General features: G+C 69.3%; 10 protein-coding genes. 3 read left to right on the plus strand and 7 right to left on the minus strand.

From position 1 onward, the window contains the following. Positions 1-11 precede the first annotated feature (11 nt). Positions 12-959 carry a DUF7351 domain-containing protein gene (locus CHINAEXTREME_RS07620; RefSeq protein WP_007140143.1) on the minus strand — a complete coding sequence of 316 codons (948 nt, stop codon included), beginning with the start codon at positions 957-959 and terminating at the stop codon, positions 12-14. Positions 960-1,082: 123 nt separating this feature from the next. Between CHINAEXTREME_RS07620 and CHINAEXTREME_RS07625 the strand changes: the two genes are divergently transcribed. Then, on the plus strand, positions 1,083-2,360 hold the full coding sequence (locus tag CHINAEXTREME_RS07625; RefSeq protein ID WP_029601511.1) for an MFS transporter: 1,278 nt from the start codon (positions 1,083-1,085) through the stop codon (positions 2,358-2,360). Between the two features lie 88 nt (positions 2,361-2,448). Here the strand turns inward: CHINAEXTREME_RS07625 and mutL are convergent, their stop codons facing one another. Beyond that, positions 2,449-4,743 (minus strand): DNA mismatch repair endonuclease MutL, encoded by a 2,295-nt coding sequence (gene mutL / locus CHINAEXTREME_RS07630; protein ID WP_007140141.1) that lies wholly within the window; start codon positions 4,741-4,743, stop codon positions 2,449-2,451. Continuing rightward, positions 4,740-5,633, minus strand: coding sequence for a 4-hydroxy-tetrahydrodipicolinate synthase (gene dapA / locus CHINAEXTREME_RS07635; protein ID WP_007140140.1), 894 nt, complete (start codon positions 5,631-5,633; stop codon positions 4,740-4,742). Before dapA ends, mutL begins: the two co-directional genes overlap by 4 nt. Positions 5,634-5,919: 286 nt before the next feature. Between dapA and CHINAEXTREME_RS07640 the strand changes: the two genes are divergently transcribed. Then, the gene (locus CHINAEXTREME_RS07640) at positions 5,920-6,369 is read left to right on the plus strand and encodes an OsmC family protein (protein WP_007140139.1); all 450 of its coding nucleotides are present in this window, start codon (positions 5,920-5,922) and stop codon (positions 6,367-6,369) included. 29 nt (positions 6,370-6,398) lie between these two features. Here the strand turns inward: CHINAEXTREME_RS07640 and CHINAEXTREME_RS07645 are convergent, their stop codons facing one another. Both CHINAEXTREME_RS07645 and mutS read right to left on the minus strand, forming a co-directional pair. Then, positions 6,399-7,457: a PfkB family carbohydrate kinase gene (locus CHINAEXTREME_RS07645; RefSeq protein WP_007140138.1), complete on the minus strand. Its 1,059-nt coding sequence runs from the start codon at positions 7,455-7,457 to the stop codon at positions 6,399-6,401. A gap of 52 nt (positions 7,458-7,509) precedes the next feature. Beyond that, positions 7,510-10,179 (minus strand): DNA mismatch repair protein MutS, encoded by a 2,670-nt coding sequence (gene mutS, locus CHINAEXTREME_RS07650; protein ID WP_007140137.1) that lies wholly within the window; start codon positions 10,177-10,179, stop codon positions 7,510-7,512. Positions 10,180-10,325: 146 nt separating this feature from the next. Here mutS and CHINAEXTREME_RS07655 point away from each other — a divergent pair, with 146 nt between their 5' ends. Further along, the gene (locus CHINAEXTREME_RS07655) at positions 10,326-11,129 is read left to right on the plus strand and encodes a universal stress protein (RefSeq protein WP_044961583.1); all 804 of its coding nucleotides are present in this window, start codon (positions 10,326-10,328) and stop codon (positions 11,127-11,129) included. A 4-nt stretch (positions 11,130-11,133) separates the two neighbouring features. Here the strand turns inward: CHINAEXTREME_RS07655 and CHINAEXTREME_RS07660 are convergent, their stop codons facing one another. Further along, on the minus strand, positions 11,134-11,916 hold the full coding sequence (locus tag CHINAEXTREME_RS07660; RefSeq protein WP_007140135.1) for a universal stress protein: 783 nt from the start codon (positions 11,914-11,916) through the stop codon (positions 11,134-11,136). A gap of 35 nt (positions 11,917-11,951) precedes the next feature. Then, on the minus strand, positions 11,952-13,373 hold the full coding sequence (locus CHINAEXTREME_RS07665; protein WP_007140134.1) for an APC family permease: 1,422 nt from the start codon (positions 13,371-13,373) through the stop codon (positions 11,952-11,954). Positions 13,374-13,423 lie beyond the last annotated feature (50 nt).

Below are 13,423 nucleotides of genomic sequence, written 5' to 3' on the forward strand. Positions count from 1 at the left end.
GAACCGAACCCTTACCGATCCGACTCGACAGTCTCGACCGTTACGGACCGGACCGTGAACTCGTCGTCGACGGTGACCAGTAGCGACTCGTCCCCGATCGGGATCGAGACCGTGCACCGCCACGGCTCCGTTCCCGTCACTGACGCAGCGTCCCCGGAGACACACCACTCGAGTTCCCAGAACGGTGTCTCCGAGAGCGACCGACCACGCTCGGCGGCGAACCGGACGACGCGTTCGTGCTCGAGCAGGGCCAGGCCCGGTCTCGGTCGAATTCGATTGCCACACCGGCGACAGCGGAAGGTCGCGATCACATCGTCCCCGGCGTCCGCGTCGTCGCCGTCTGGGTCGGAACCGGCAGTGCCCTCGCCGTCTGCAGTCGTGGGGATCGCGACGTCCATCGGACCCGTACAGGCCGGACAGACCCCGTCGCGGGCGAGCGCCACGTGCGACCGAACGCGCCGGTCGAACGCCTCGAGGACCGCCGGCAACGAGCGGGACTCGAGCCCGCCCGGCGGGAACGGGTACCTGACGAGTCGGTCGTCGCAGGCGGTGCACTCGACGGCGAGCCACTCCTCGCGGTACGACGCGACGAGCGCCCTCTCCCCGCAGTGCGGACAGCGGCCGCCGATCTCCGTCGGGCCGAACGCGGCCCGCCGGTTGTACGTTCCCGCGAGGATCGAGGTCGCCACTGCCCACCCCGCATACCGGAGTTCGTACCCATCGTCGGTGCGCCTGACGAAGTGGCCCGTCAGCTCCCCGAGGTGGTAGTTGAACTGCGCACTCACCTCCGCACCGACCTGCTCCCGTAGTGTCGAGAACGCCGCGGGGTACTCGCCGCCCGTGCGGCTCTCCTCGAGAAGGGCCTGCAGGATGTCGACGCGGAGTTCGTGGCCGAGGAGGGAGAACGCGTCGGCGGGGTCGAGGTCGTTCGGCTCCGAGTACTCGCACTCGCGGTCCATGACTCCGGAGTCGGTCCGGGATCGCTAAAATCCCGGCGGTGCCGGAGAACTGTCGGTCGCCCAACTAAAACTCGCGTTCGGGAGCGTATTTCCAGCCGGGACCACACCTGATGGATACGACGCATGTCTCGAGTCCGCGGACGTGGATCGGTGGCTGTCGCCTACTACCTGTACCGGATGGCCGACTCGGTTGGGTTCATCTGGCCGGTGTTTACGCTCTTTCTGCTGTGGAACGACCTCACGTATGCCCAGATCGGGACGCTGAGTGCCCTCTCTGCGGTCCTCGTCGTCTCGCTCGAGGTGCCGACGGGGTACGTCGCCGATCGGTACGGTCGCCGGCTCGTCCTCGGAACGGCCATGCTCGCGATGGCCGTCTCGACGGCGGGATTCGTCGTCGCCGACGCCTTCCTCGAGTTCGCGGCGCTGTACGCGCTCTGGGCGCTTTCGATGGCGCTCCAGAGCGGGACCGCCGACGCGTGGCTCTACGACGCGCTCGGCGGTGGAACGAAGCGAGACGGCGTGTTCACACGCGTTCGCGGACGGGGTGGGGCCGTCCACCAGTGGACGTCCGCCGTCACGATGATCGGCGGCGGCTTCCTGTACGTCGTCCATCCCACGTACCCGTTCGTCGCCTCGGCACTGCTCAACGCGGTCGGCGTGCTGGTGGTCGTCGCTATGCCCCAAAACCAGCGGTTCGAGGAATCGTCTGCGGAGGGCTCGGCCGAGGACCGACTCGGCGTCCGGGAATCGCTGTCGATCCTCGCCGCCCGGCTCGGGGCCCCCGGCCTGCGCACGTTCGTCGCGTACGTCGCTCTGTTTTTCGGGATCGTCCACGCGGCCGACACGTACGTCCAGCCGATCACGGTCGACGTCCTCCGGGCGCAGGTCGGGGGCGCACTCGAGGGCGTGACCGTCGCCGGTATCGCCGTCCAGTCCGAGGCACTGCTCGGGATCGTCTACGCCGGATTCGCCCTCGTCGCCGCCGTCGCCAGCTACCACGCCGACACCGCGCGACGATGGCTCGGACTTCGGCGCGTGCTTCGATACCTCCCCGTCTGTGTCGCCGTATCCTTCCTCCTGCCGCTGGCAGTGTCGGCGCTCGCGGTCCCGATCTTCTTCGGTATGAAGGCCGGCCAGGCCCTCTCGAAGCCGCTGGTGGGGCAGTACCTCAACGATCGGACGGGCGATGCCGGCCGGGCGACGGTGCTGAGCGCGGTTTCGATGGTCTATGCTGCCGTCCGGGCGCCGCTGATGCCGCTCGCTGGCGTCGTCGCGGACGGGACGGCACCGACCGTCGCCGTCGCCGCGCTCGGGAGCGGCTTCCTCGGGGTCGCCGTCGTCGGGTTCCTCGTCGGCTCGCCGATCGTCGACCCCCCGCCGGGGACGCCGTCGGAGGGATAACCCGCCACATACGGACTGCTGTAAGTCATTACCGGCGCAACTGCGACTGTCCTGCGGTTGTACCGGTAAACAGTTACAGCAATCCGTATCAGCCGCCGTGGCCGGGATAATCCCGCTCGAACCGCTCCTCGATCTCCTGTCCGTCGAACCGGACGATGACGGGCCGGCCGTGCGGACACGCGTAAGGGTTCTCGCAGTCGTCCAGCTTCGCGAGCAGGTCGACGACCGAACCCTCGGTCAGCGACGTGTTCCCCGTCACCGACGGATAACAGGCAAGATCGCCGAGGAACTCGTCGGCCAGCTCGTCGACCGTCTCGGCGCCCGCCTCGCGGTCGCCCTCGACGAACGACGTGAGGACGTCCCGCAGGTGTTCGGGCTCGAGCGTCTCCTCGAGGACGGCGGGGACGGTCGTGACGGCCACCGTTCGGTCACTGACCCGGTCGGCGTAAAAGCCCAGCCGCTCGAGGGCGTCGGCGTACCCGGAGAACGCCTCGGCCTCGGCGGCGGTGAGTTCGAGTTCGACGGGTTCGGCCAGGGCCTGTGCCGGCGGGTCGTCGGCGAAGGCGTCCCGCAGGCGCTCGTAGTTGACCCGCTCGTCGGCGGCGTGCTGGTCGACCAGGGCGAGCCCGTCGGGCGTCTCGCAGACGAGGTAGGTGTCGTCGAGCTGGCCCATGACCCGCAGCGGCGGCAGGGAGTCGAACGCCGTCCGGTCGCCGGTGGCGGGGTCGCCCTCGAGGGTGCGCTGCTCGGAGGGACCGTCGAACTTGCGTTCGGGGTCGTGGGGGTCCCGCTCGCCCGTGGCGTCCGTCCGGTCCGCGTCCGACCCGTGTTCCCCAGCGGGTCGGACCTCCTCGGTTCCCGACGCGGACTCGAGGGTTGCGTTCCGCCCGGAATCGCCCGACTCGTCGGGTTCGGTCGCCCCTCGAGCCGGTTCGCCCCCCTCGGTCGGCGAGCGGTCGGTCGATCCGGTCCGGTCTCGCGTCGGGTCCGGCGACGTTTCCGGCGGCGACCGCGAACTCGACGCGTCGGGTTCGGACTCGGGGCTGGACTCGTCTCCGGGGGTGGCGGCGCTCGCGGTCGGATTCGCGCTCGAGCGTTCCGGCTCCGGGGCCGCAGCGGTGTCGTCCATCCCGTCGTCCGCCGTATCGACTTCCCGTGAGTCGAGCGCCGATCCTCCGCGATCCGAGTCACCGCTCGCATCCGACGCCACCGACTCTGCGCCCCGGCCCGTTACCGTCTCACTGCGGTCGGGTTCGACCCGCGCCTCGCCCGGCGCGGATCGCCCACGGGGCGCGCGAGAACGCAGGAGCCCGTGCTCGAGCAGCGCGGACTCCACCGCCGCGTCGACCTGCCGGCGGACGGCATCGTCGTCGTCGAACCGCACCTCGCGCTTGCGCGGGTGGACGTTCACGTCGACCGCGTCGCCAGGCACCTCGAGGAAGAGGGCCACGAACGGGTAGCGGTCGCTTCCCAGTTGCGTCCCGTACGCGCCCATGATCCCCTCGCGGATCGCGTCCGCGGTCACGGCGCGGTCGTTGACGTAGGTGGCGAGGTACTCCCGGCTCGAGCGGTTCGTTTCGGGATGGCTCACCAGACCGGAAACGGAGTCGACCGGGCCCGGCGGGAGGTCGTCGCCGTCGGCTTCGACCGGGATCATCGACGAGGCGACCTCGCGACCGTAGACAGCGAGGACGGCGGCCTGGAGGTCCCCCTGGCCCGTCGTGGCGAACACCTCCCGGCCGTCGTGGGTCAGCGAGACGGCGACGTCCGGGTTCGCCAGCGCGTACCGCGTGACGACGCGGTTGACGTGGGCGAATTCCGTCGCGGTCGTCTTCAGGAACTTCCGGCGTGCGGGCGTGTTATAAAAGAGGTCCTCGACCTCGACGACGGTTCCCACGGGACAGCCCGCGGGTTCGACGCTCGTCACGTCGCCGCCCTCGTAGACGAGTTCCGTCCCCGCCCCGCTCCCGTCGCGGGGCCGCGACCGGATCGTCAGCCGCGAGACCGAGCCGATCGTGTGCAGGGCCTCGCCCCGGAAGCCCAGCGTGGAGACGCCCGACTCGAGGTCCTCGAGGTCCGCGATCTTGCTCGTCGTGTGCTGGCGGACCGCGGCCCGAAGATCGGCTTCGGTCATCCCGCGGCCGTCGTCGGCGACCCGGATCAGTTCGGTGCCGCCCTCCTCGACGGTGACCTCGACGCGGGAGGCGTCGGCGTCGAGGCTGTTCTCGACCAGTTCCTTCACCGCGCTGGCGGGTCGCTCGACGACCTCGCCGGCGGCGATCCTGGCGACGGTATCCTCGTCCAACTGGTGGATCTCGGTCCCGTCCGCATTCGTCGGCGCTCCGTCGGGTTCGGCTCTCGAGTCGTCGGGTTCTCCGGTCATACTTCGAGCAGTGCGTCGACGGCGGTTTCGATTCGCGAGCGGTCATCGTCGGGCACCGACACCAGCGGCGGCCGTACGGCGTCGTTCGGGATCACGCCCCGATAGGCGAGCGCGGTCTTGGTCACCGGCGCGAACCCGTACTCGCCGCAGGCTTCGAACAGCCTCGAGACCGCCGACTGGAGCATTCGGCCCCGCTCCGTCTCGGCGGTTTCGGACAGTTCGGCGTAGGCCTCGGGGGCGACGTTCGACAGCGCGTTGATGCCGCCGTCGCCACCGGTTCGGAGCGCAGGAACGAGCAGGGCGTCGTACCCCTGTAACAGGAGGAACTCCTCGGGGGTGCACTCTCGCGCCGACAGGAAGTACTCGAGGTCGCCGCTCGAGTCCTTCAGGCCGACGAACGACTCGCGTTCGGCGAGGGCTTCGACGACCTCGAGCGGGATCGACTCGCCGGTACAGGCCGGAATGTTGTACAGCAGCAAGGGTAGCGACGTCTCATCGGCGACCCGGTCGAAGAACTGCCGGACGCCGTCGGGGTCGTTCGAGGGGTGGAAGTACGGCGACACGACCACTGCGGCGTCGGCACCGATGTCGGCCGCCTCCTCGACGTAGTCGACCGTCTCCGCGACGCTCGTTGCGGCCGCGCCGGCCAGTACCGGCACCTCGCCGTCCGTGCGATCGACGACGATCTCGACGACCCGTCGCCGTTCCGCGGGCGTGAGGCTCGCGAACTCGCCGGTCGTCCCGCAGGGAAACAGCCCGTCGATTCCACCCGCGAGCAGGTGATCGACCAGATCGGCGAGTGCACCCTCATCGAGGTCCCCGTCCGCGTCCAGGGGCGTCACGAGCGGACACGTAATCCCCTCGAGCGCCCGTCGAAGCCGGAGGTTCATACGTGATGCTTTCGCGGGAGTCGCAAAAGCGTATCCACTCCGGACACTCGACCGCCGAGGCCTCGCGGCCGCTCGAGGGGACCACCGGCCCTCCTTTACCGAGACACTAGGACACCGGAGCGGAAGACTTGCCGAAACCTCCGAGGCACCCCCGGGCCCGCGGTCGCCCCTGGACGGCCGTCCTGACGGCCCAGGCGACGGCTTCCGATACGTCGGCCGTCATCGGTAGCCCCGCCATTTTCCCCCGTCCCACGCTTGAATACCCGGCGTTCGCAAGGTCGGGGTGATGAGCGACTCAGCACGGACCCAGCGATTCGGCGTCTCGGCGACGAGCGACAGTCATACGAAGACGACGGTATCGACCCGCGACTTCGAGTTCGTGGTCGACGAACCGCCAGAGAGCGGCGGGACCGACGACGGCCCGACGCCGGTCGAGTATTTGCTGGGCTCGTGGGCGGGCTGTCTCAACGTCGTCGCCCACACCGTCGCCGACGAGTACGGCTTCGACCTCGAGTCCGTCGAGATCGACCTCGAGGGCGAGATCGACCCCGCGAAGTTCCTGGGGAAGACCGAGGACGGCCGGGCTGGCTATCGAGGGATCGACGTGACGATCGACGTCGAGGCCGACGCCGACGAGGATACCATCGAGGCGTGGTTCGCGGAGGTCGAGGAGCGCTGCCCCGTCGGCGACAACATCCAGAACGAGACGCCGGCGACGATCGACCTCGAGTACTGAAGCGATATTTTGGCGGGGAGCAGTTCGGCTCACTCGCGCCGGGGCGTCGTCTCTGCGAACGAGCGGAGGGCTGCCGGGTCGCCCGTCGTCGCCGTCTCGACGTAGTGGGCCGCACAGCAGTTGGCGAGCGCGAGCGCCGTCTCCCACTCCCAGCCACGGGCTCGGCCGACGGTCAGCCCCGCGCTGAACCGATCCCCGGCCCCGGTCCGCCGTCGCGGCTCCTCGACCGCGAGGTTCTCGAGGGCAACCGTGCCGTCCCGCGTGGCCGCGACCGCCGCCTCGGTTTCGTGGAGGACGGCGGCCTCGATTTCGGCCGCCGACCGGACCGCTCGGACGTGCTCGCGGTCCTCCGCACCGAGATCGCCGTCGAGCGCCGCGACCGTGGCCTCGAGTTCCGCCCGGTTGACGCTGTAGACGACGTCCGTCCGCGCGTCGAGGTCGCCCAGCGCCTCGAGAAAGGCCTCGACGGCGTCGTCCGACCGCGTGCTTACCGGCCCCGGGTCGACGACGACCGTCCCGACGTCGGCCGGGACCGCCCCGTCCGCGAGCGTCGCCATCGCGTCGGTCAGTCCCCTCGCGGACGCCCAGTTGCCACAACAGAGCGCGTCGGCTTCCAGCGCGTCACCCGGCTCCTCGCCAGCGGCGGCCGCGAGGTCCTCGAGCGTCCAGTCCTCGATCGGGCGTGCCCGTTCGGCGAGTAACAGGTCGTCGTCGGTGAACGGAAAGACGTCGATCCGTGCGGGCGGGCCCATCGAGACCGTTTCGAACGGCAAGTCCGCGAAGACGGGATCCTCGAGGTGACCGTACAGCGTCGTCTCCGCCCCCAGCGCGTGGGTCTGTCGGGCCATGTTGACCGCCTGGCCGGCGGGTTCCCTGGACCGGCGTTCGATCGGGAACGAGTCGTATTCGCTGCGGGCGATCCGCTCGCCGAACGTCTCGCGCTCGGCGATCCGGTTTCCCTCGCCGTCGTACGCGGCGTAGTACTCGTCGACGCTGCCGTCGGGGAAGGCGACGATCCGCGGTCCGTCGGTCGCGGTCGCGTCGTCGCCGCCTCCCGCCAGCCGCTCGACGAGTGCGTCGTAGCCCATACCGAGTTCGATACCTCCGCGGAGAAAACTGCGACGGTCGTCGGCGTGGGAGCTACTCGCCGCCGTCGCCCTCGAGCCGTCGCTGCAGGTCCTGAACCTTCGAGACCAGTTCGATCGGCGGCGTCGTGTTGACGTCGATCTCCTCGAGGTCCTCGAGGACGTCTTTCGCCTCGGGATCGATCGCGGCGTCTGTGGTTTCGGGCTCCCGTTCGCGTTCACGTTCGCGCTCCCCGCCGTCGGCGCTCGCCTCCCCGCGGAACTGGCCGCTCGAGAGGTCGAACACCGTCTGGACGGGCTCGCTCGAGCCTCCGCCTTTCGCCTCGATGGCCTTCTCCTCGCGCAGGCGCTCGAGGACGTCCCTGGCCCGGTCGACGACGGGGTTCGGCACGCCGGCGAGGTCGGCGACGTGGATGCCGTAGGAACGGTCGGTCGGGCCGTCACGGACGGTCCGCAGGAAGGTGACGTCGCCGTCCTGTTCGTCGGCGGCGACGTGGACGTTCGCGACGCGAGGGAGTTCCTCCGCGAGCCCCGTCAACTCGTGGTAGTGGGTCGCGAAGAGCGTCTTCGCCCGGACCTCGTTGTGCAGGTACTCCGTGGCGGCCCAGGCGATCGAGATGCCGTCGTACGTGGCGGTCCCGCGGCCGACCTCGTCCAGGATCACCAGCGAGTCCTCGGTCGCCGTGTGGAGGATGTTCGAGAGTTCGCTCATCTCGACCATGAACGTCGACCGGCCCTGCGCGAGTTCGTCCAGCGCGCCGACGCGGGTGAAGATGCCGTCGACGAGTCCGATCTCGGCGTCCCGCGCCGGGACGAAACTGCCGACCTGCGCCAGCAACACGATACAGGCTACCTGGCGCATGTACGTCGACTTCCCGGACATGTTGGGCCCCGTTACGACCAGGAAGCCCCGGTCCTCGTCCATCCGCACGTCGTTGGGGACGAACTCGGTCGTCTGCTCGACGACCGGGTGGCGGCCCTGATCGATCTCGAGCCGATCCCCGCGGTGGAGGTCGGGCCGAACCCAGCGGTTCTCGGCCGCGTGGGTCGCCAGGCTCGCCAGCGCGTCGACGGTCGCGAGCGCCCGGCCGACGTCCTGCAGGAGTTCCGCGCGGTCGGCGACCTCCGCGCGGAGTTCCTCGAAGAGTTCGTACTCGAGGTCGCCCCGACGTTCCTCGAGTCGGAGCACCTCCCGCTCTTTCTCCTCGAGTTCCTCGGTCGTGAACCGTTTCGAGTTCTTGAGCGTCTTGATCTGTTCGTAGCTCTCGGGAACGCCGTCGGCCGCGGACTTGCCGACCTGGATGTAGTAGCCGTCGGTCTTGTTGCGGTCGACGGTGACGTGCGAGAGGCCATGCCGGGATTTCTCGCGCTCGGCGAGGGTGTCGAGCCATTCCTTGATCTCCTCGTGGCGCTCGATCACCTCGTCGAGTTCGTCGTCGTAGCCCCGCCGGAAGAGTCCGCCCTGGGTGACCGTCGACGGCGGCTCCTCGGCCAGCGCCTCCTCGAGGGTCCCCCGGAGGTCCGCGGCTGCCTCGCGGTCCGGTCGATCGACGATCTCGACAAGCGGCGAGTCGGCAAGGTCGGGGTTCGACTCGATCGTCTCGAGGAGCGTCGGCAGGACCCCGAGCGTGTCCCGGACCGACAGCAGATCGCGGGCGTCCGCACTGCCGTGGGTCGCCTTCGAGGCCAACCGCGCCAGGTCGTAGGCCTCGCCCAGCGCATCTTGCAACTCGTCGCGGGCCAGCGCGGCCGTCGAGAGCGCGGCGACCGACTCCTGTCGCCGGCGCAGCGTCTCGAGCGATCGGCGCGGCCGCTGGAGCCACTCCTTGAGCAGGCGGCCGCCCGCGCTGGTTTCGGTGTGGTCGATCGTCTCGAACAGCGACCCCTCGCTGTCGCCCTGCATCGTCTCCGTCAACTCGAGGTTGCGCTGTGTGGTCGCGTCCAGCGTGACGTGGTCGTCGCCGTGGTGGGCCTGGATGCGGGTCATCGAGGCCAGCACGCCCGCGCCGGTCTCCTCGACGTAATCGAGCGCCGCCCCGGCGGCGGCGATCGCGGGGTCGCCGACCGACAGCCGGTCGACCGTCTCCCGGCCGAACTGCTCGCCGACCGCGTGGTCGGCCCGCTTGGGTGCGAACGCCTCGGTCTCGTGGAGGGTGAGCGTGGCGTCGATCCGCTCGCGGACGGTCTTGAGCAGGTCGTCGTCCGCCCGCGCGTCGGGGCCCGGCAGCACCTCGACGGGGTCGAACCGGTACAACTCGGTCAGCGCCTCGTCGGCGTCTGTCGCCTCCGCGACGAGGAAGCGGCCGGTGGTCACGTCGGCGAACGCGAGGCCGTAGTCGTCGGTCGTCCCGCCGGCGACCACCGCCGCCAGGTACTGTGCGTCGGCGTCGGTCGTCTCGAGTAGGGTTCCCGGCGTCACCACGCGGACGATCTCGCGGGCGTGGCCGGAGTCGGTCTCGTACTGGTCGGCGACGGCGACCCGGTAGCCGCGCTCGACCAGCGCCTTGAGATAGGGCGTCAGGTCGTCGACCGGGACGCCGGCCATCGGGTACGACGATCCGTGTGAGGACTTCTGGGATACCTTCAGATCGAGTTCGTCGGCGACGATCTCGGCGTCTTCGTCGAAGAACTCGTAGAAGTCGCCACACTGCATCGCCAGCAACTCCGCGTCGGTCTCTTCTTTCAGCGAGAGAAACTCGCCGACGATCCCCGTCGCCTCTGTCATACGCGAGCCGTGGCGTTCCACCCCAAAAACCCTGCGGGATCCGGGGCGAAAGTGATCGACGGGCGAGGGAAACGAGAGGATCGATTCGTGTGACTCCTGTCGGGGTACTATTACGGCTCGCGTGGTACGTCGTCACGAGTCAACCGATGGCTGCCCCTCGCTCTCGAGATCACCGCGTGCTCGTCCCGGTCGACGTCCTCGGCGGGCAAAGCGTCCCCCGGACGGTCGTCGACGCGTTCGCGTCCGTTCCGGTCACGCTGCTCGCCTACCGCGAGATTCCCGACCAGATCGCCACCAGTCACGCCCGCGACCAGTACGGCGACCGCGCCCGTGCGGAACTCGAGGAACTCCGGTCCGTCTTCGAGGACGCCGGCTGCGTCGACGTCTCGACCCGCCTCGTCTTCACGCACGATCGGCTGAAAACCTTCGAGCGGGTCGCGGTCGACGAGGACTGCCACGCCGTCCTGATGCTCAACCCCGCGCCGAAACTCGAGTCGGTGCTGGTCGCGATCCGTGGCGACGTCAACCTCGAGTACATCGCCGACCTTCTCGGAACGCTGCTGACCGGCACCGACCTCGAGGTGACGTTCTTCCGCGTCATCGGCGACGAGAGCGACCGCGACGCGGCCGACGAGTTGGTCGAGACCGCGGCTGACGAACTGGAAGCCGCCGACGTCGACCGCGATCGGATACACGCGCAGGTGACGCTCGAGGGCTCGCCAACCCAGGCCATCCTCGCGGCCGCGGCGGAGCACGACATGCTCGTCCTCGGCGAGAGTCGACCGTCGATCCGCCGGTTCATCTTCCGCGACCGGGCGAAGACCCTGGCCAGGGGAACGGTCGATCCGGTGTTGGTCATCCGCGGGGAGTATCTCGAGGACGGCGAGGACGGCGAGGAACACGGGAATGAAGGCGCCGAAGCGGACGAAAGTGACGAGAACGGCGGGTGAGAACTCACTCCTCGGAGCCGTCCGACAGCAACGGGGTGTCGGCGGCTTCGCCCTCTCCCTCGCCTTCGCCCTCGAGACGCCGAACCACGAGCACCGGCCCGAACGACTCCGCGGCGACCCGTTCGGCAGCCTCGCCGAAGACCAGCGTTCGCAGCGAGGGGGCCTGTTCGCCCATCACGACGGCATCGTGGTCCGCTGCCGCGTCGATTAAAGCCTCGAGCGGCGGTTCCTCGAGCGAGAGTTGCGTCCGTACGTCGATCCCCCGCTCGGACAGCGGGCCGGCCGCCGTCTCGAGCAACTCCCGGCCAGCGGACTCGTCGTCGGTCGCCAGAAAGAGCGTGACGCCGATCTCCCGGTCGCCGATCAGTTCCGCGACGAACGAGACGATCCGCTCGACCGCGACGTCGCTGGTCAGCGTCACGAGCAGTCGATCGATCGGCCCGGTCGCGCCCGTGATCGCGTAGACGCCCGCTCCCGTGTCCGCAGCGACGCGCTCGATCGTCTGTTCGGCGTCGTGGGTGAACACGAGCCGGTAGTCGGCGGTGCCCTCCTCGGCCCCGAACTCCCGGGCGAGGTCCTCGAGCGCGTCGGTTGCCCGGTCCTCGTACTGCAGCCGCGCCTGGTCGGGCGGCGTCTGCTCCGGCAGGACGTGGTAGCCGAGGACGGTCACGTCAGTCGGCTCGAGCAAGTCGACCAGGCCGGCCGGTACCGATTCCCCCTCGAGGATTTCCAGCGGGACGAGCGTGCGCGTCCGTCGGTTCGAATCGTCGGTTGGTGAATCTGTCATGGTAGATCTATCACGGTGGGTGTGAACTCATGGGATCACAGTTTGCCTTTGAGGTCCACGTCGCGGGCGTAGTAGACGTACCAGCCGGCGGTCAGCAGCATGACTCCGAGGCCGACGATCTGTGAGGCTCGCTGCATGAATCCGATCAACGCGAAGCTACTGATGGCCCCCAGAACGGGAACGACCGGGTAGCCGGGCACCCGGAACTCGGGGTCGTACCAGTCGGGTTCGTCGCGCCGCAGGGCGATCAGCGCCACGCAGATCAGCCCGTACATGATGAGATGGAGGAAGGAGGCGACCTCCGCGAGCAGTTCGACGCGGCCGGTCGCGGTCAACACGAGGATGGGGCCGCCCGCAAGTCCGAGCGCGACGTGGGGCGTCCCGTATCGCAGGTTGATTCGGCTCGCTCCCGCCGGGAGAAGTGCGTCCCTCGAGACGGCGTAGATCGCACGGGAGGTGCTCAGTACCGAGGCGTTGGCGCTGGACATCGTTGCGAGCAGCCCGCCGAAGACGATGGCGACGGCACCGGCGGTGCCGAGGTAGTGGCGGCCGACCTCGACCATCGCCGTTTCGCCGAGGTCCGCGAGGCGATCGCTGCCGAACGCACTCGTCGCGACGAAGACGGTCACGACGTAGAGGACGCCGACGACCAGCACCGATCCCACCATCGCCAGGGGCAGGTTCCGGCCGGGGGATTTCATCTCGCCGGCGACGGTCGCAACCTGTGCGAAGCCCAGATACGAGGTGAAGACCAGCGCCGCGGTCGAAAACACGGGGACCGCGCCGAAGGGCGCGAACTGCTCGCGGGCAGCCGGATCGCCGATGAGGCCGGCCGCGTCCAGCCCGCCGTACGCCAGGAAGGCCACGAGGATCGAGAGCAACAGCGCGACGACGCCGTTCTGGAGCTTCGCCGCGTTTTCGGTCCCCGTGACGTTCAGGGCGGTAAACCCCGCGCCGAACAGCAACGCCGTCGGGATGACCAACCCCTCGCCGACCGTGATTCCGAGTTCGGCCAGCGTATCGACCGCGTAGTAGCCGAACCCGACGAGGTAGAACGCGGTCGCGAACACCAGCCCGAACCACAGCGAGAGCCCGACGACGGTCCCGGCGAGGGTCCCCAGCCCGCGGGAGATGAAGTAGTAGCCGCCGCCGGATTTCGGCATCGCGGTCGCGAGTTCCGAGGCCGGGAGCGCGACCAGCAGCGCCACGACGGCCCCGATGGCGAACGAGGCCGCGGCCGCGGGTCCCGCGTTGCCGGCCGCCAGCCCGGGGAAGACGAAGATCCCTGCACCGATCATCGTCCCGATCCCGATCGCGAGCCCGCCGGCCAGTCCCAGGGTCCGCTCGAGTTCGGCCTCGTCGGTGATCGTCGCCTCCTCGGTCTCGACGGTCGGCTCGATCCGGGGCGTTTCCCCTTCCACGTTGGTTCCGCCTGTCGGGGGCGACGTGTCGCCCATACTGGCCCCTGTTCCGGCCGGACATATAGCTCTACTGTTGGGTCTAGTCG

The sequence above is a fragment of the Halobiforma lacisalsi AJ5 genome (genome assembly GCF_000226975.2).
Lineage (GTDB): Archaea > Halobacteriota > Halobacteria > Halobacteriales > Natrialbaceae > Natronobacterium > Natronobacterium lacisalsi.